Annotated in this window: 11 protein-coding genes; 5 read left to right on the forward strand and 6 right to left on the reverse strand. The window is 40.8% G+C overall.

The genetic code is table 11. The features are described from left to right. Window positions 1-14: 14 nt before the first annotated feature. The 6 genes from Q4533_RS15455 to ettA all read right to left on the reverse strand — a co-directional run bounded on the left by Q4533_RS15455 (window position 15) and on the right by ettA (window position 12498). On the reverse strand, window positions 15-3797 hold the full coding sequence (locus tag Q4533_RS15455; RefSeq protein WP_303503203.1) for an EAL domain-containing protein: 3783 nt from the start codon (window positions 3795-3797) through the stop codon (window positions 15-17). A 231-nt stretch (window positions 3798-4028) separates the two neighbouring features. Further along, window positions 4029-4502, reverse strand: coding sequence for an NYN domain-containing protein (locus Q4533_RS15460; protein ID WP_102438036.1), 474 nt, complete (start codon window positions 4500-4502; stop codon window positions 4029-4031). A gap of 27 nt (window positions 4503-4529) precedes the next feature. After that, the gene (locus Q4533_RS15465) at window positions 4530-7631 is read right to left on the reverse strand and encodes a multidrug efflux RND transporter permease subunit (protein WP_102520090.1); all 3102 of its coding nucleotides are present in this window, start codon (window positions 7629-7631) and stop codon (window positions 4530-4532) included. Continuing rightward, entirely contained in the window at window positions 7631-8755 is a 1125-nt protein-coding gene (locus Q4533_RS15470) for an efflux RND transporter periplasmic adaptor subunit (RefSeq protein ID WP_303503206.1), read from the reverse strand. Before Q4533_RS15470 ends, Q4533_RS15465 begins: the two co-directional genes overlap by 1 nt. A gap of 379 nt (window positions 8756-9134) precedes the next feature. Continuing rightward, a complete protein-coding gene (locus tag Q4533_RS15475; protein ID WP_102520088.1) occupies window positions 9135-10289 on the reverse strand; it encodes a hypothetical protein in 1155 nt (384 codons plus the stop codon). A 541-nt stretch (window positions 10290-10830) separates the two neighbouring features. After that, complete coding sequence (gene ettA, locus Q4533_RS15480) at window positions 10831-12498, reverse strand: energy-dependent translational throttle protein EttA (RefSeq protein WP_303503208.1); 1668 nt, start codon at window positions 12496-12498, stop codon at window positions 10831-10833. A 262-nt stretch (window positions 12499-12760) separates the two neighbouring features. On the opposite strand from ettA, the gene Q4533_RS15485 reads away from it, so the two are divergent. The 5 genes from Q4533_RS15485 (at window position 12761) to Q4533_RS15505 (ending at window position 18725) form a co-directional block, all read left to right on the forward strand. Beyond that, entirely contained in the window at window positions 12761-14524 is a 1764-nt protein-coding gene (locus tag Q4533_RS15485) for a DUF3943 domain-containing protein (protein ID WP_303412188.1), read from the forward strand. A gap of 322 nt (window positions 14525-14846) precedes the next feature. Next, a complete protein-coding gene (gene glyA, locus Q4533_RS15490; protein WP_303503212.1) occupies window positions 14847-16103 on the forward strand; it encodes a serine hydroxymethyltransferase in 1257 nt (418 codons plus the stop codon). Window positions 16104-16259: 156 nt separating this feature from the next. After that, complete coding sequence (gene nrdR, locus Q4533_RS15495) at window positions 16260-16709, forward strand: transcriptional regulator NrdR (protein WP_076543024.1); 450 nt, start codon at window positions 16260-16262, stop codon at window positions 16707-16709. Between the two features lie 141 nt (window positions 16710-16850). Beyond that, on the forward strand, window positions 16851-18005 hold the full coding sequence (gene ribD, locus Q4533_RS15500; protein WP_102477181.1) for a bifunctional diaminohydroxyphosphoribosylaminopyrimidine deaminase/5-amino-6-(5-phosphoribosylamino)uracil reductase RibD: 1155 nt from the start codon (window positions 16851-16853) through the stop codon (window positions 18003-18005). Between the two features lie 63 nt (window positions 18006-18068). Next, the gene (locus Q4533_RS15505; RefSeq protein WP_102438052.1) at window positions 18069-18725 is read left to right on the forward strand and encodes a riboflavin synthase; all 657 of its coding nucleotides are present in this window, start codon (window positions 18069-18071) and stop codon (window positions 18723-18725) included. Window positions 18726-18802: the final 77 nt, after the last annotated feature.

Consider the following 18802-nt stretch of genomic DNA (forward strand, 5'->3'; position numbering starts at 1 on the left):
CTGATGCTTAATTTTTAGCTGACCTTTTGCTGCATAGACAATGGCAGTAATTGTGTTTCCCCAGTAAGCATTTGGTAAGCGCTTTGCGCGTTGACCGCTGGGCTGAAGATATAACCTTGGCCTACATGACATTGATACTGAATTAACTTTAATAATTGCAGCTCGGTTTCAATACCTTCGGCAACAATTTGCATATTCAAGTCCTTACCGAGATTAATAATGTTTTTAAGTACATTACCAGCCGCTTTGTTATCGATAAAGTTATCGATAAAGCCTTTATCAATCTTTAAGGTATCTAGCGGGAAATGGGTCAGGTAATTCAATGAAGAATAGCCTTTGCCAAAGTCATCTAAACTAATCCTGATATGCAGTTGATGCAGCTGGTTAAGTACTTTTTCAGCGACTTCCACGTTTTCAATTAATAATGATTCGGTAATCTCGAGCTCTAGTTTCTCGGCAGGAAAACCTGTTTCAACTAAAATCGCTTCAATTTGCTGGCAAATATCCGGCTGTGATAGTTGCACTGGCGAAATATTGACTGAAATATTGCCACTTAATAGCCCTTGCTGATGCCATTGATTGCCGGTTATGCAGGCTTGTCTTAATACCCAGTAGCCGATCTCAATAATTTGACCGTTACTTTCAGCTTCTGGAATAAAGCGATTAGGCGGGATCATGCCTTCTTTAGGGTGAAACCAACGCAGTAATGCTTCAAAGGAGCTGATCTCACCGCTGACTAAACAGACTTTCGGTTGATAAAATAACTCAAATTCACCATTCTCTAATGCCAGTTGCAGTTGCTGTTTGATAGTGATTTTTTCTTGCAGGGCGATGGAGAGCGCCTCATTAAAAAAGTATGCACTATTACGGCCTGCATGCTTGGCGGCATACATTGCCGTGTCGGCGTGCTTTAGCAAGGTCTTAGCATCTTGGCCATCTTCAGGGTAACAGGCGACCCCAATACTCGCTGAAGTACTGATCCAATGCTGTTGTACCTGGTAACCGCAATTAATGGTTGCTCTTATCCGTTCAACAATAGTCACTAATTGAGCCAACTCACCAGGATTTCGAATGATAATGGCAAATTCATCGCCACCTAATCGAGCTAATAAGTCATCCCTTTTTATATTGGCTTTTAAACGCTGACTGACCTGAATAATAAGCTCATCACCAATGTCATGGCCCATGGTGTCATTCACTTCTTTGAAATAATCAAGGTCGATAAAAACAATGGCTGCGTGAGTATTTTTAATGCTAATGGACGCTTCAAGTTTGCTATTAAATTGGAAGCGATTCGATAACCCCGTTAACGCATCAAAGTTCGCTCTTTTTCTAAGTTCAGTAATTTTTTGATGGCGAGTTAATAGGTATAAAAACAGTAATAAGGCACATATTATCAGCAAGCTAATAATGGCGTAATGCCACCAAGCTTGGTTTATTTTAAAAGCAAATATGGCTTGATGAGGGCTCCATAGGCCGTCGCTATTACTCCCTTGTACGATGAAGTTATATTCACCGGCACTGAGGTTAGTATATGTGGCAGTGTTGGTGTTACCGACATAGGTCCACTCTTTATCAAACCCTTGCAGCATATAGCGATACTGGTTTTTAGTGGGGGCACTGAAGTCTAATGAGGCAAAGGTAAACTGGACCATATTTTTTTGATAATCTAGGCTTAACTTAGCGAGCTGATTATTACTATTAGGGCCAATATATTCTTGGTTAGCAACAAGTGCCGAAGTAATATGCACTTGAGGCTGAAAGTCATTTCTTGTTAGCTGCTGGGTGTCAATTTTAAAGGCACCATGATTAGTGCCAATAAGTAACTCGTGGTTTCTTATTGCTATTGCACCATCTGAAAATGAACTGTCTTTTTGAGTGATGGCACTGGGGTATTGGGTGATTTTATTGGTTTTTGTATCCATGTGCGCAAATTTAGCTTGCGAGGTGATCCATAAATTTCCTTTACCATCACCCACCACGCCCTTGAGGGTATTGCTGGTAAACCCATGCTCTTTGGTGAAGTACTGGATGTTTAATTCATCACTCCATTTCTCGCCAATCTCAATTTTAGCCAGCCCTAACCCTTGAGTGGCAACCCAAATAATATTATCTTCATCTTGGTAAATTTTGACGGTGCGAATATTTTCAACCTCACTGCCTAGAGGCAAGTGTTTCACTTCATCAGTTTCAGGGTTAATTCGGAAAATAGCATTGGTTGTGGCCATCCATAATTCGCCGTTATGAATGATTTTCTTATCAAAGGCAAAGTTACCTCCAGAGCGATATGCATTATCGTAGTGCTCGAAATAGCGCTTTAAAATGCCTTTATCAGGATTGAACAGTATTAAACCCACGTCTAAATAACCGCTTATCCAAACATTGCCTTTGTTGTCAGGTATGGCGAGGTAAAACTCATTACTGGGGAATCCATGGGGGTTGTCAGGGCTATTACTAAAATGCCTTAAAGTATCATTATCAATATTATACTGTGATAAGCCATTGGCACCCGCTATCCATAAATTGTTTTGTTCATCAACAATGGTGCTATAGGGTTCATTGATCACAGCATCTGTTATTGGCGCTATGGTAATTGTTTCTGTGCCAGCGTTAATCTTATCGATACCTTTATCAGTGGCTATCCATATATTATTTTGTTTATCGGTATCAAACCAATAAACGAAATTACCTGATAACTCGGGTTTAAAAGGGTGAGGGCGATATAATCGAGAGCCTTGTTTAAAGCTTGAGTAGCGCGATACACCATTGCCAGTGCCGAACCAAATACCGTTTGAATAATCGATTAAGATGCTTGCAACGTAATCATCAGCAAGTGAATTATCATTATAATCTTGATGTTTGATATGGCTGAAGGTCATGGTATCGAGTTGTAATCTTGTGGCACCATGATCGTGCGCAATCCACAGGGTATTGTTATCTTCTGCGGTAATGTAAAAAATTTGATTTGAAGCGAGCTGCTGGGAGGAGGGATTATCCCCTTGATGTTGAAATACCTCAGTAGCCAGTGTTTCAGGGTTAAACTTGATTAAGCCTGTTTGATAAGTGCCAATCCACACAAGGCCATCTTCAGCCTGAAACACGGTCGATAAGCTTCCGTCAAAGATCTCTTGGGTGCGCTTATCGTTAAAATTGACTAATTCCAGTTTCTGCTTCAGCCGATTTACCTTGGCCAAGCCAAAGTCTGAGGTTACCCAAATGTTATGGTTACTATCGTAAAAAAAGCCTGCGATAGAGGTATCATATGCTTTATCCGTTTCAACTTCATAGAGGAAGTAGGGGGTAAAGGTTTGAGTGTCTATATTATAGTGACTGACACCAGAGCCGGTGCCAAACCATAGATCGTTATTATCATCTTCAAATATATCTATTATCCAACTGGAACCTAAGCCATTACTTGATGATTTCATATCATGAATAATAATCTGATTATCTGTGGTTAACTGATTTAGACCATCTTCGGTTGCTATCCATATATCACCATTTGTATCCTCGTGGATTTTAGTGACGTAATTGTTTGATATATGGTGTTTATCATTTAATGAAAATTGGAAATTGGTGAAGTTAACCCCATCATAGCGACTGGCACCCGCATCGGTACCAAACCAGATAAAGCCATTTTTTTGTTGATAAAGGGTAGTAATACTCGAAGAAGGTAGACCGTCACTGATGGTCAGGGTTTCTAATCGAAATTGTTCGCCATAGCTTTGAGGCGTAAAAAAAACAGTGACGCAGGCGCAAGTGATTAACAATACAAACTGCTTTAACGCTCCAAACATCGACTAGCCTCAATTATTATTATTTTTTATTAATGAAGTTCGCTAGTAATTCTACATAAATTTAGAAGTGATGTAATGCGGATAAACAGCACAATATGGGAAGTGAGCACTGTGACCATATAGGAAAGCCTAGTTAGTTGTTTATATTGGTATTTTAAAGCATACTAGCCAGCTTATATATGTGTGTATATTTGTTTACACGAAGCCGAAGAGTGATGAAAAATGTGACAGTTAAAGTAGCAAGTCATGGTTAATCGCGATATGGCTGCCAGTGACATCAAGCAGTGACTTTGCTGTTAAAGGCGCAACGCTGATCACTTGGGTATTACAGCCATATTTTTGTGCCACTTTGGCAAGCAATAAATCAAAGTCACCATCGCCAGACAATAAAATTACCTTATCGACATGCTCGGCAATATCAAGAATATCTATGGTAATTCCTACATCCCAGTCGCCTTTGGCACTGCCATCACTGCGCTGAATATAAGGTTTGAGTTTGACTTCAAAACCTATGTGTTTTAATGCATCTTGAAACTTTCTCTGACCGTCGTCTGCAGGGGCAATGGCATAAGCAATAGCATGTTCAATGTGATATTGCTGACTCAGTAATTTATATAAAGCGCGGTAATTGAATGAGCGCCCAAAAGCTTGTTTACAGGTGTAATAAATGTTTTGTACATCAACAAAAATAGCCACTTTTTCCATTTTTACACCTGTATTAAAGTCATTAAGTTAAGGTCGTTGTTTTTGCGCCTCAATAGCATCATTGAGTTGTTGTTCAACATACCCGGGTGAATGCGTTGCCCCTGAAATGAGTCGATACATGGCAGGAATAACTAATAAGGTCACTAGAGTAGCAAATGCCATCCCAAAGAACACTACTGTACCCACAGCTATTCGACTTTCCGAGCCTGCACCTGTTGACATAATGAGTGGAATTGCGCCGATTAGAGTGGTAAAAGCAGTCATTAAAATCGGTCTTAAACGACGAGCTGAGGCGTCGATAATGGCTTGCTCTATTTCAAGGCCTTTATCTCGCAGCTGGTTGGCAAACTCAACAATCAAAATACCATTCTTAGTCACCATACCAATGAGCATTATCATGCCTATCTGGCTATAAATATTTAACCCCTGACCGGTTAAATAAAGCCCTAAGAAGCCGCCAAAGATCCCCATTGGTACGGTAAACATCACCACTAATGGGTTGATGAAACTCTCGAACTGCGCCGCCAGAACTAAATAGGCAACCAATAGCGCTAAACCAAATACGATAAATACGCTGCTCTGGTTTTCTTTAAAATCCTTCGACTCACCGGTATAGGACACATTTATATCACTGGGGAGCATCTCAATGGCTTTTTGGTCCAGAAAATCTAATGCTTCACCGAGTGTATAACCCGCGCCTAAATTCGCCTTTAAGGTTATCGATTTTTGTTTATTTAAATGGCTTAGTTTTTGCGCTGAAGCCACTTCATCAATCTTGGTAATGGTATCAAGGGTGATAAGTTCACCGGTTTTAGTGCGCATATATATCTGACTCAAATCAGCCACGCTATTAAAACTATTTTCATCACCACGTAAGTAAACATCGTATTCTTCACCGCGTTCGATGAAGGTGGTTTCACTTTTGCCGCCCAGCATAATTTCTAAGGTGTCGGCTACTTCTGAGACACTGACGCCCAGCTCTGCAGCGCGTTGCCTATCAACACTCACCAGTAATTCGGGGGTGGTTTCTGCATAATCAAGATCAGCGCCTTCTAGAAGTGGGCTATGATCCGCTTCAAGTTGCAGTGCCTGTGCCCATTTAAATAGCTCCTGATAATTAGAACCACCTAACACAAATTGTACCGGCTCACTGGATTGGCCTCTAAAGCCAGGCAACATTGGCCGAACCATAACGTCAGCAATGCCATCAAGTGCTTTAGCGATAATGCCTAAAGATTGCTGGGCATTAATATCACGGTCTTGCCACTCTTCTAATTGGATAATCACAAAGCCGGTCTGGTCGCCTGCGCGGCCACCAAAAGCAGGCGCTTGAATACTAAATGACTTAATAACACCATCGCCTAACATGGGCAGTAGTCGCTGCTCGACAATATCCATGTTGGCCGCCATGCGGTTATAGCTGGTGCCTTCAGCGCCTTTAACAAAAGCAAACACGACACCGCGATCTTCTTGTGGTGCTAGCTGTGCTGGTACTTGGTTGAGTAACCAGCCACTACCAATCACACAAGCAATAATGATAATAGGCGCGATATAGCGGTATTTCACCGCTTTTGAAACCAGCTTACGGTATTGCTGCTCTAGGCGCTCAAAAAGGTCATCAACCCACAGATTAAATCGATTAGGTTTGACGTTAGCCTTAAGTAATTTACTACCAAGTACTGGGGTTAAGGTTAGGGCAATGAGTGATGAAAACAGCACTGATACAGCCAACATGACTGAGAATTCAGTAAATAGCAGCCCCACCATGCCCTCCATAAAGGAGATAGGTAAAAATACCATGACCAGTACCGCTGTGGTTGCCATTACAGCAAAACCAACCTCACGGGCACCTTTGTACGCGGCAAGTATCGGTGGCTCACCTTTTTCGAGGTGATGAAAAATATTTTCTACTACTACAATGGCGTCATCGACCACTAAACCAATGGCGAGGATCAGTGCCATTAAGGTTAACAAGTTGATTGAAAAGCCAAAGCTATTGGCCGCAATAAAAGCAGAAATTAATGATACCGGAACCGTCACCGCAGGGATCAATGTGGCTCTCACTTGGCCAATAAAAATGTATAGCACCAGTATCACTAAAATAGCAGTGATAATAATAGTGTTATACACCTCATCAATAGAACGAGATATAAACACGGTAGAGTCATAATCTACCGCGAGGGCTGTGCCATCAGGAAGAAACTGTTGAATGTTATCAACCTCTTGATGAACCAATTTAGCGACATCCAAAGGGTTAGCATCTGATTGGGCAATAATGCCTAAACTAAGGTTAGGAACACCATTACTTTTAAAGGTTGAGTTTTCATTCTCTGCACCGATAAATACATCAGCGACGTCTTTTAGATAAATAGGACTGCCATCTTCTGCAGTACGTACAACCAAATAATCAAAATCATCTGGATTATTATAAAGTCTGGCCGTTCTCACAGTCATAACAGTGGTGTCATTACGGACCTCACCACCTGGGGTTTCAACATTTTCAGTATTTAAAGCAGAGACGATATCATTGGCTGACACGTTACGCCCGGCCATAAGTTCAGGCTTTAACTGAACGTACATGACTTTATATAATCCACCAGTGATTGAAATAGAACTCACTCCGGAAATTAAGTTAAATCTGTCCTCTAGCACCCGTTGGGAGTAATCAGTTAACTGGGTCCTATCCATCGTCGATGAGCTTAAATTGACATAGATTGCCGGCTCGCCAGAGCCATTGTCTTTAGAGACCACAGGATCATTAGCTTCATCAGGTAAGCGTCTTTGCGCGCGCGCGACAGCATCACGAACATCGCTTACCCCTTCGGTTAAATTCCAGCCTAATAAGAAGGTTACAGTAATGCGCGACATGCCATTGCGGGTTACTGAGGTAATTTCATCAACACCACTGATACCGGTTAATTCATCTTCAATGGTGGTGGTGATCTGGCTTTCCATAATGGTTGCCGAGGCGCCATCATAGGTGGTCATTACAGTTACCACAGGGCTTTCTACATCTGGCATTTCTCTGATTGAAAGCTTAGACAGTGATACCAGTCCAAATACCCCTAAAAGCAGGCTCAGTACGATGGCGACAACAGGGCGTTTTACCGAAACGTCAGAAAGCCACATTAACTTTTCTCCAATTCAGTGGTTAGCATTGCGCTGTCATCTTCTTTAGCGATTTTCTCAGTGGTTGAGTTGGTTTCTAAAATATCGACACTGACACCATCACGCATATTGACAAGTCCCTGAACCACCACATTGTCGCCAATTTTAAGGCCATTTGAGATCAACACTTCATTATCAATACGGGCACCAAGAATGACTTCAGTACGTTTAGCAATGTTGTTCTTTCCAATCAAATAGACAAAGCGTTTAGTACCTGAGTATTCAATAGCCTGTACAGGAATGACTGGCTCAGCAATCGCAGGAAAGTTAAGTGTCGCCGCCATCATCATTCCCGGCTTGAGTTGACTATTGGAGTTATCAAACTGCACTCTAACTCGTAAATTTAAGGTGTCTTGATTAATGCGGGAATCAATGGCGGTAATCTCGCCGCTAAAGACTTGTTCAGGCCAGGCTTTACTTTGTGCCGCTACAGGCATACCAATGGATAACATAGATAAATAATGCTCAGGCACTTGCAGGTCGAGTCTCATACTAGAAAGGTCGTCAAATGCCAGTAACTCGGTGCCGACAGCAATCATTTTACCTACACTGAAATCAACTAAGCCAGCGGTGCCAGAAAAAGGCGCATTTAATGAATGGTAATCAAGTTCTGCTTGGGCAGCGGCTAAACGCGCCTGAGCTATATCTACACTGGCTTGTTGGGCATCGATTTCAGTTTGGGTAATGGCATTACTTTTAACTAATTTTTGGAACTCTTTGAGCTTTCTTTTTTCATCAGCAAGGTAAGCCGCGGCTTCTGCTGTTGCCGCTTTGGCTTTGGCGTCGTCTAATTGAACAATGATTTGCCCAGCTTGAATATCTTGATTGGACTGAATATTAATTTGACCGATTTGCCCAGCCACTTGCGAAGAGATATACACTGATTGTTCAGCGTCTAGCTTACCAATCAAAGACAGTGATTGAGATAATTCATGTTGCTCTACAAGCCCTGTAACAACCGGAATAGATTTTTTGGCAGGGCCTTTTTGAGACGGCGTAGCTTTATTGGCTTGTGAAAAATCACTATAGATGACTGCGGCAGCAACTAAGCTGCAAATGACAATAAGGGGAAGTAATTTTTTCATAATAGAACTCGATGACTCGTTGCTGAATTGCGGTCTATATTAATAAATAATTAGCCATATAAGCGTAAATGAATGTAAAGCAAAGAAGATAAGAGTGTAACTGAACATTCCGATAACAAGCTCATCGACAGTTCGTTGCAACTATAGGCGATTAGCCGATCATTTTGTAATGAATAGATAACATTAGCTTGGCTTATGTTATTGGTGACTTTTGGTGTTCGACATTGTTACTGTGACAATTTGCTAGCTTATGATATTAACAACCTGCGGCTTAGTTATTCTTCTCATTAAAATAGCTCATTAAGCTAAATGCACTTAAATAAAAAAGCCACTTAGGTAATACCTAAATGGCTTTTTTTACTCGCAGCTTATAGGGCTATTAGTCGAAGTTTTTTTCATGCTCACTATTAGCGGGTTCAATACCCATAAAGTATTCATAACCTTTATCGGTTAAGCTTTTTTTGGAGGTGGCGTTCGCTTGGTTATTGGTATTAACCTGTTTAGGCTTCATTTTTATAACTTGTTTTTTACTGTCTTTGTTTGGCAAGCTGACTAGGTCATTTTGTCGAGACATATTATTGAAGTTATAGTTAAAAACGCCGTTTCCTTGAATGAACTCAACACTCGATTTATCTTGAGACTGGTATGATGCCAAAATGCCATGTTGCCCTAATGGCACCTCATGAAATAATTCTCGGCCTGTACCGATTTTTACCCCATCAATAAACCAATCAGCAGCGACATTACTCACTAAGGTGATCATGGCTGATTTTAACCCTAGCTTTTCATTAATGAGCGAATCAATTTTACTGTTATAAGAAGGTTTGAAGGCCATCTTGATCTTGTAGTTTAAATTACCACTCATGTTCATGCTGGCATCAATAACATCGTATGAAAGCAACACGCTACGATCATTTAAGAATGGATCCGTTTTAATGGTATTAGTGACAATGTAATTTTCAGAATCTTTAAGACAGTCGTTTATTGATTGGAATTTAGAACATAACGTCGAACCGTCTAAATCAACAGTTTGGACAGTATCTGGTTTTGATACATCAGCGATTAGACGTTTGGTAATATCACTTTTTAAGGCGGCTAACTGCTCATCTTTATCGGTACGTTTAGTATTAATGGCATCGTACTCGGCCATAATAGTCTTGTACTCTCTACGAAGTGATTTGCCGTCAATATCATATTTGGTTTCTAACTGGTCAATTTTAAGCACCAGTTTTTCGATATCTTGGTAATAAGCATTAATGTTTGAGCGCGATAAAATTTTAGCCGGTAGTTTTGAGATAACGTGATCATACTCAGTTTTCTTACTCTTTATTTCAACACTGAGAGCATGATAATCAGATTCTTTTTTCTTATGAGTCGATAACTTGTCATTGGCAGAAATAAGTAAGCTGTCAATGTTGTATTTTTGCTCAATTTCTTCAAGTGCTTTAGTTTCACTGCTGGTAATAATTTCTAAACCAAATGAGCTGCTTGCATAAAAGCATAAAAACATAAATGTTATTCGACTATATCTCACTGATTTCTCCGTTTTTTCTTAATTTTTTTGGTGTATAGCAATTGCGCCATAACAAATGGTCAACAGTAAAACAATCCGTCAATAATTTTATATTACTGAAGTTGGTATGTCTTTACAAATAGATTGTTGTTTTTGAGTATTTTTTACAACATCGCCACAGCTCACGAAAATTAATTCATCTAGGCCATTTTTATACACTAAGGGATAAGTTGTAAATGATTTTTAAGCTGTTGTTAATTAGTAAAAATAGTCCATATGGATGATGAGTTTGGCAAGGGGCGGATAAACATGAACATAACGGCGCCGCTGCAATATGGTTTGGCGAGTTGTTAATATTTCAATTGTTTTTGGATATGAATTAATGGTGTCATTTTTATGACATTAATCAACAAAACTGCAGCTTTAACCTGTTTAGTGAATTTTTTAGTCATGAGATATAAAAATGCTCCTTTAGACTATTTACTTAAAAATGGGTAAATCGTCATAAGGAGCATTTATTAACTTGCATCACCATTGATAGGTATCGGCAGTGACGCGATTGTTATTTTGCAATACGTTTGTATTTCAAGCGGTGCGGCTCAATGGCTTCTGCACCTAAGTTTTCTTTCAGCCAAGTGGTATATTCACTGTAGTTACCTTCATAGAAGTTCACTTGGCCTTCATCACGGTAATCAAGAATATGGGTAGCGATTCTGTCTAGGAACCAACGGTCATGGGAAATAACCATGGCACAACCTGGGAACTCTAATAAAGCTTCCTCTAGTGCTCGCAGCGTTTCAACATCCAAGTCATTGGTTGGCTCATCGAGTAATAACACGTTGCCGCCAGCTTGCAGTAGTTTGGCTAAATGAACCCGGTTACGCTCACCACCTGAAAGAGTGCCTATGATTTTTTGCTGATCGCCACCACGGAAATTAAAGCGGCCTACGTATGCACGACTCGGGATCTCAGTATTGTTGATCCGCATGATATCTTGACCGTCTGAAATCTCTTGCCAAACTGTGTTCTTATCATTCATTGAATCGCGGAACTGTTCAACTGAGGCTATTTGCACTGATTCGCCGACTTCAATGCTGCCGCTATCCGGTTGCTCTGCACCTGAAATCATCTTAAATAAGGTTGACTTACCTGCACCGTTAGCGCCGATGATACCAACAATCGCGCCTTTTGGCACAGCGAAGGTGAGGTTATCAATTAATACACGGTCGCCATAAGATTTTGTTAGGTTATTAACCTCAATAACCTTGTCGCCTAAACGAGGCCCCGGCGGGATGAATAACTCATTTGTTTCATTACGCTTTTGGTAGTCATTGGTGTTCAATTCTTCAAAGCGAGCCATACGGGCTTTGCCTTTTGATTGACGACCTTTTGAACCTTGACGTACCCATTCTAATTCTTTTTGAATGGTTTTTTGGCGGGCGCTTTCAGTGGCAGACTCTTGTTGCAGGCGGGCATCTTTTTGCTCAAGCCATGATGAATAGTTGCCTTCCCACGGTATACCTTCACCGCGGTCTAGCTCTAAAATCCAACCTGCGGCATTATCCAAGAAATATCTATCATGGGTAATCGCTACCACGGTGCCAGTGTAATCTTGTAAGAAGCGCTCAAGCCAAGCTACTGATTCAGCATCCAAGTGGTTGGTAGGTTCATCAAGGAGCAACATGTCAGGTTTTTCAAGTAACAAACGACATATGGCCACACGGCGACGTTCACCACCAGAAAGCACTGCGATTTTTTCATCCCAATCCGGCAAGCGCAGTGCATTAGCGGCGCGCTCTAATACCATATCAAGGTTATGGGCATCTTGAGATTGAATAATTGCTTCAAGCTGTCCTTGCTCTTTTGCAAGCGCATCAAAATCGGCATCTGGTTCAGCATAAAGTGCATACACTTCATCTAAACGTGTAAGGGCATTTTTAGCTTCGCTTACGGCTTCTTCGATAGCCTCACGGACGGTTTGAGATTCATCCAGCTTAGGTTCTTGAGGAAGGTAGCCGATTTTTAAATCTTGCATCGGGCGAGCTTCACCTTCGATTTCAGTATCTAACCCTGCCATGATTCTAAGCAGAGTAGATTTACCTGAACCGTTTAAACCCAGTACACCAATCTTGGCGCCAGGAAAAAAACTAAGGGAAATATCTTTAAGGATTTGTTTTTTAGGTGGAACAATCTTGCCCACTCTAAGCATGCTATATACAAACTGAGCCATATTTATATCTCTTTGACTAAGATTCGGACTAGGAAATTTAATTAATTCTACTTCAATCTCGCCGTAACTGAAAATCGAACTTTTGTCATTGAAGGTTTATTCCACACCGATACGTCAAAAAACTACTTAACAAAAACAACCGAATAAAGTAATAATCGTCTACAACATAGTTGTAACAACCCGATTTGTGGATAGAAAGAGGGACAATCACTGATTGTTGGTGATATCAGGTTAATTTTTCAAAATATGTTAAGGGATTAAAGTGAGCACGATACAAAGGAAGGCTTTAAAGAGAATATTACTGTGTAATTCGTTGTTTTCTGTTTCAATATTCTGCTTGTGTAGTCAAGTTAATGCCCAAGAACACCAAGCAAAAGAATACAGGTCTTTATTCATTGAAAAAGACCAACCAACCGCTGTTTTCACCATTAGCAGCAAAGATGAAAGTTCAGTTAAATCCTTTTATTCAGCAGCAGTAAATCAATCATATTCAAATGAAGTTAATCAACTTAAATATGAGCCATCAGGTTTAGTCATAAGCTCTATCACTGCAGGAAAAGACATTAGAAGTATTAGTGGGCCTGATTTACAAGAAGGTGAAACTCTTATCACAGATACTGAGCTAATAGATAAAGACTGGTGGGGAGCATTAATTGAAATTTCTACGGTATTAGTCATTGGCGAGGTACTTTACCTGACCAGTGAAGAAAGTATGGAAGGAGATTTTGATTACGAAATTGAAGGCAATGCAGGGCAATATTTTGCAGATAGAATTGTGACAACTGATGCTTGGAAACTTGATGACAACAAGGTAGGCATGAATTGGGGGCATACCTATGCTGGTGCACTGTATTATCAAGCGTTCCGTAATTATAACTTTAATTATTATGAATCTTTGGCGGGTAATTTTATAGCATCGGCAGTCTGGGAAGTCTTTGCTGAATATAAAGAAGTGGTAAGTGTGAATGATCAAATCGTTACAACATTTGGTGGTGCAGTATTGGGTGAAAGCTTATTTCAAATATCTGAAATGTTAGATTCAAAACAAGGTTGGGTCCCAACGGCTTTTAGTAGTGTTTTTAATCCGGCTAAAACCATTAAAGGTTGGTTTGGTTATGATAACCCACAACGGTTTAATCGAACATACGCCAAGGATATGTTCAACATCTATACAGGTGCAATGTACTCCAGCAAAAAGCAGGCTGATATTTCTACTACTTCTTTAATATTGGGATTAGAGGCGAGTATTGATAGTGTTCAAGGTAAATATGATGCTTTATCTGCGACACCTAGCCAGGTCGATTTAAACATGGAACTGGGGATTTCTAACGAAGGAATTGAAGATTGGCAAATGGATTCTTCGATTTTTTTAGGTGGCTGGACGAGCGATGTTAATACCATATTAGATTCTGAAAATAGACGCCAGACTTGGTTTATTGGCCCATCCATGGGGCTGGAATATAGCAGTCTGGGTCAAGATGAAGAGGAAGATTTTTACGCAGCAATCAATGTGATTGGTGTATCTGCTGGAACGCAATGGTTTGTTGATGATGTTTCGATAAGTATCAGAGGCGACCTGTTTGGTGATTTTAGTATGGTGAAACCCTTTGCAACAAAAGATTATCGCCAAAATGGAGGCCATTTTTGGGGGACAAAATCGGTGCTTTGGGAAGGTGGCTATGGATATGCTTTAGGCCATACAGCCAAATTAGCACTAGAGGCGAATTATAAAGAATTGTTGCTCGGGGTTAAGTTTCAAAGTCAACGCTGGGACTCTATAGATGATAATGAGTTTAATCGAAGCAGTGATTGGAATCCAAACGTCAGTGACCTAGATTTTAAAGATGCACGTGATAGGTATGAAGTTTATCTCGATGTTCCTTTAACGAATACTATGAGTATCAGTATTCACCATGAACGTATCGATCGAAGTGGCACATTAACCGGAATTGAAAACTTGGCCATTGCCAATCGAAATGATGAAACAGAAAGTCGCAGTAGCATTCACTTTACTTATCAATATTAGCCGATAAATCATTGCCTGTATCATAGACTAGACTATCTAGTTTTTGTGATAAATGGAGCTGTAGAGCTTAAATATTTTGCTGATTAATTTTTTAGAAAAGAGTTTTCTTAAAATTGTCACAAGGTTATGAAACTAAGAGTTAATTTGGATTTTTCTATGAAATACAATTACTGAAAGCTGCTGCAGCTGAAAATTTATAGATGGCAAATGGTACTCATAATGAATTGCAAGTAATTTCATGTTTCAAATGCTGGGATTGTGATCAATTGCGCTGTATCATACCGCGCAACCCTACTATAAGAATTAACAGCTGGAGTGAGCAATGCTAAAGAAAGCTATGAATATCGCAGATTATGATCCACAACTATTTGCAGCAATTGAAGATGAGACTCGTCGCCAAGAAGAGCACATTGAATTAATCGCATCAGAAAACTATACCAGCCCACGTGTTCTTGAAGCTCAAGGTTCACAGCTAACTAACAAGTATGCAGAAGGTTACCCTGGTAAGCGTTATTACGGTGGTTGTGAGCATGTGGATATTGCTGAAGAGTTAGCTATTTCTCGTGCAAAAGAATTATTCGGCGCTACATACGCTAACGTACAACCACATTCTGGTTCTCAAGCAAACTCAGCTGTTTTCATGGCACTGCTTCAAGGCGGTGATACTGTTTTAGGTATGAGTTTAGCCCATGGCGGTCACTTGACTCATGGTTCTCACGTTAGCTTTTCTGGCAAGTTATATAATGCTGTTCAGTACGGTATCGATGAAACCACAGGTAAGATTGATTACGCTGAAGTTGAACGTTTAGCCGTTGAGCATAAACCCAAAATGATCATTGCTGGTTTTTCTGCTTACTCTGGGATCATAGATTGGGGCAAATTCCGCGAAATCGCTGATAAAGTAGGTGCTTACTTATTTGTCGATATGGCGCACGTTGCCGGTCTTGTGGCTGCAGGTATCTATCCGAATCCGCTACCTCATGCACACGTTGTGACAACCACTACCCATAAAACCCTAGCGGGCCCTCGTGGTGGTTTGATTTTATCTGCCATTAACGATGAAGCTATCTATAAAAAACTAAACTCTGCAGTATTCCCTGGTGGCCAAGGTGGCCCATTAATGCACGTTATTGCAGCCAAAGCGGTAGCATTTAAAGAAGCATTAGACCCTGAATTTACCACTTATCAAGAGCAAGTGGTTGCTAATGCGAAAGTGATGGCGAAAACCTTCATTGAGCGTGGCTACAATGTTGTTTCTGGTGGCACCGATAACCACTTATTCTTACTTGATTTAATCAACAAGGATATCACTGGTAAAGACGCAGATGCTGCGCTAGGTCATGCAAATATCACAGTTAACAAAAACTCAGTACCAAATGATCCACGTTCACCGTTTGTGACGTCTGGTTTACGTATTGGCTCTCCTGCTATTACCCGCCGCGGTTTCACTGAAACTGAATCTGTAGAGTTAACTAACTGGATGTGTGATGTGTTAGATGACATCACTAACGAAGCTACTATTGAGCGCGTTAAAAACCAAGTGCTTGAATTATGCGCTAAGTTCCCAGTTTACGGTTAATGTCAACCGAGATTGATTAACATAAACAATGATCTATTTAACTAACGCGGATAATCTTTTCGATAAGGTTAACCTTGTAAAGTAAATAGGATAAACTTCAATGGTCGTAAGTACTCAGTGCTTACGGCCATTTTGTTTTTTATTTCAGGAGCGGATATGCATTGCCCATTTTGTAGCGCGACAGATACGAAAGTTATTGATTCAAGACTCGTGGCTGAAGGCCATCAAGTGCGCCGTCGCCGGGAATGTACTGAGTGTCATGAACGCTTCACCACTTTTGAAGGCGCCGAATTAGTCATGCCGCGGGTGATCAAGCAAGATGGCACTCGCCAACCATTTGATGAAGATAAGCTGCGTGGCGGCATGCTTCGGGCTGTTGAAAAACGCCCAGTTTCAATCGATCAAATTGAGCAAGCGTTAAGTAAGATTAAGTCCACTCTTAGAGCAACAGGTGAGCGTGAAATTGATTCGGCCATGATTGGTAATTTGATGATGGATCAATTGATGATCCTAGATAAAGTTGCCTATATCCGTTTTGCTTCAGTTTATCGCGCCTTTGAAGATGTTTCCCAATTCGGTGAAGCCATCGCCAAGCTGCAAAAATAATCTAGCTTATTTTTATTGCCGTCTTTAATTAATTGCAGTCTTACATTTGTTGGTATTGGCACTTTGTATTCTTGCCAATGATTAACCTTATTTAGCAGTTCTGAATTTTAATGACTGCTTTTTAGTTTCTAGAAGGTCTTTATGTCTCAGTGGTCAAAATGTGATATTGAAATGATGAGCCTTGCTATTTCATTAGCTGAAAAAGGCCGTTATACCACACGTCCAAATCCTAATGTGGGCTGCGTGATTGTCGCCAATGGCGAGATTATTGGTCAAGGCTATCATATTAAAGCGGGTGGCCCCCACGCAGAAATCCACGCCTTAAAAGATGTCGAAAATCGTCAATTACAACAGCTACTCCCTCAAGCTACAGCCTATGTCACCCTTGAACCCTGCAGTCATTATGGCAAAACCCCGCCATGTGCTAAGGCATTAATTGCAGCCAAAGTGAAGCGAGTGGTGATTGCGCAAATGGATGCGAATCCGCAAGTGGCGGGTAATGGCGTTAGCATGCTTGAAGCGGCAGGTATTAAAGTTGATGTGGGTTTGCTAACAGCTGCGGCAAGCCAACTTAATATCGGCTTTATGAAACGCATGACTACGGGATTACCTGAAATCACCATTAAGCTGGCAGCCAGTTTGGATGGTAAAACCGCGCTATCGAATGGGGTATCAAAGTGGATAACCGGCCCCGAAGCCAGAGCCGATGTGCAAAAGCTGCGCGCCCGTCATTGTGCGCTAGTGACTGGCGTTGAAACTGTGTTAGCTGACGACCCCTCTTTGAATGTGCGCTACGAGCAATTGGCTGGTGTACAAAACAGCCTTGCTGAGTCTGACCTTCAACAGCCTTTAAGAGTGGTGCTTGATAGTAAAGCAAGGCTGACTGCCGACTATAAAATGTTTACTATTGAAACGCCGATTTTGCTGGTGTCTTGTGTCGACTATCCAGCAGAAGTAAAACAAGATTTTAAGTCCCATGTTAGCTTTATCACAATAGCGGCTAATAACGATGGACGAGTTGATTTGCATGCTTTATTTACACACTTAGGCCAGCATTGTAACTCAGTATTAGTCGAGGCTGGTGCCAGCGTTGCTGGTAGTGTTATTCAAAGTAAATTAGCTGATACACTTTATTTGTACCAAGCAATGAAAATATTAGGCAGTCATGGACGCAATTTGATGCAATTAGACGACTATCAAACTATGGATCAGATTCCTGATGTACAATTAACGGATTGTCGCAGAATTGGTACAGACCAACGACTGATTTTAAAGCTTAATTCGCCAGCGAATTAACTAATGCAATTTTGTCTATCGGTCGATGCTAAGCGTGGCCCAAAAGATAACAAGTGAGTAAATATGTTTACTGGGATTATTGAAGCACTAGGTACATTAAGAAAAGTTGAGCGTAAAGGCGATGATATTCGTTTGACTGTAGCCAGTGGCAAGCTCGACTTAACCGATGTAAAACTGGGTGACAGTATTGCCACTAATGGGGTGTGTTTAACCGTAGTGCAATGTTTAGCAGATGGTTATGTTGCAGATATTTCTGCTGAAACCGTTGCCTTAACCGGATTTGCTAAATATAACGTCGGTCAAAAAGTAAACCTTGAAAAAGCGGTGACCCCAACGACCCGATTAGGCGGCCATATGGTTAGCGGTCATGTGGATGGTATTGCCACAGTGGAGCAGCGCCTTGTGCGTGGCCAAGCCATTGAGTTTTGGCTGGCAGCTCCCGCTGAGTTATCTCGTTATATTGCTCATAAAGGTTCGATCACCATTGATGGCGTTAGCTTAACGGTAAATGAAGTTGATCAGCACAGATTCAGATTAACCATAGTGCCTCACACTGCAGCTGAAACCACCTTATTAGCTTTACAAGCGGGTCATAGCGTCAACATCGAAGTTGACCTTATTGCACGTTATCTTGAACGCTTAATGAAAGTAGAACAAAAGCCAGCCACTGAAAGTGGTGTCACAATGGAATTGTTGGCAAGTGCTGGATTTATGCGATAACTGATTATTACTGGTAAATATTATTACCGGAGCATATTTACTCTATATCGCTGATATAGACAAAACAATATAAAGGT

It is taken from the genome of Shewanella sp. 6_MG-2023 (genome assembly GCF_030547195.1).
In the GTDB taxonomy this organism is placed as follows: domain Bacteria; phylum Pseudomonadota; class Gammaproteobacteria; order Enterobacterales; family Shewanellaceae; genus Shewanella.

Coding starts and splice junctions, on each gene's coding strand:
- Q4533_RS15455 (WP_303503203.1), bottom strand. CDS start 3,797: ATGTTTGGAGCGTTAAAGCAGTTTGTATTGTTAATCACTTGCGCCTGC.
- Q4533_RS15460 (WP_102438036.1), bottom strand. CDS start 4,502: ATGGAAAAAGTGGCTATTTTTGTTGATGTACAAAACATTTATTACACC.
- Q4533_RS15465 (WP_102520090.1), bottom strand. CDS start 7,631: ATGTGGCTTTCTGACGTTTCGGTAAAACGCCCTGTTGTCGCCATCGTA.
- Q4533_RS15470 (WP_303503206.1), bottom strand. CDS start 8,755: ATGAAAAAATTACTTCCCCTTATTGTCATTTGCAGCTTAGTTGCTGCC.
- ettA (WP_303503208.1), bottom strand. CDS start 12,498: ATGGCTCAGTTTGTATATAGCATGCTTAGAGTGGGCAAGATTGTTCCA.
- glyA (WP_303503212.1), top strand. CDS start 14,847: ATGCTAAAGAAAGCTATGAATATCGCAGATTATGATCCACAACTATTT.
- nrdR (WP_076543024.1), top strand. CDS start 16,260: ATGCATTGCCCATTTTGTAGCGCGACAGATACGAAAGTTATTGATTCA.
- ribD (WP_102477181.1), top strand. CDS start 16,851: ATGTCTCAGTGGTCAAAATGTGATATTGAAATGATGAGCCTTGCTATT.
- Q4533_RS15505 (WP_102438052.1), top strand. CDS start 18,069: ATGTTTACTGGGATTATTGAAGCACTAGGTACATTAAGAAAAGTTGAG.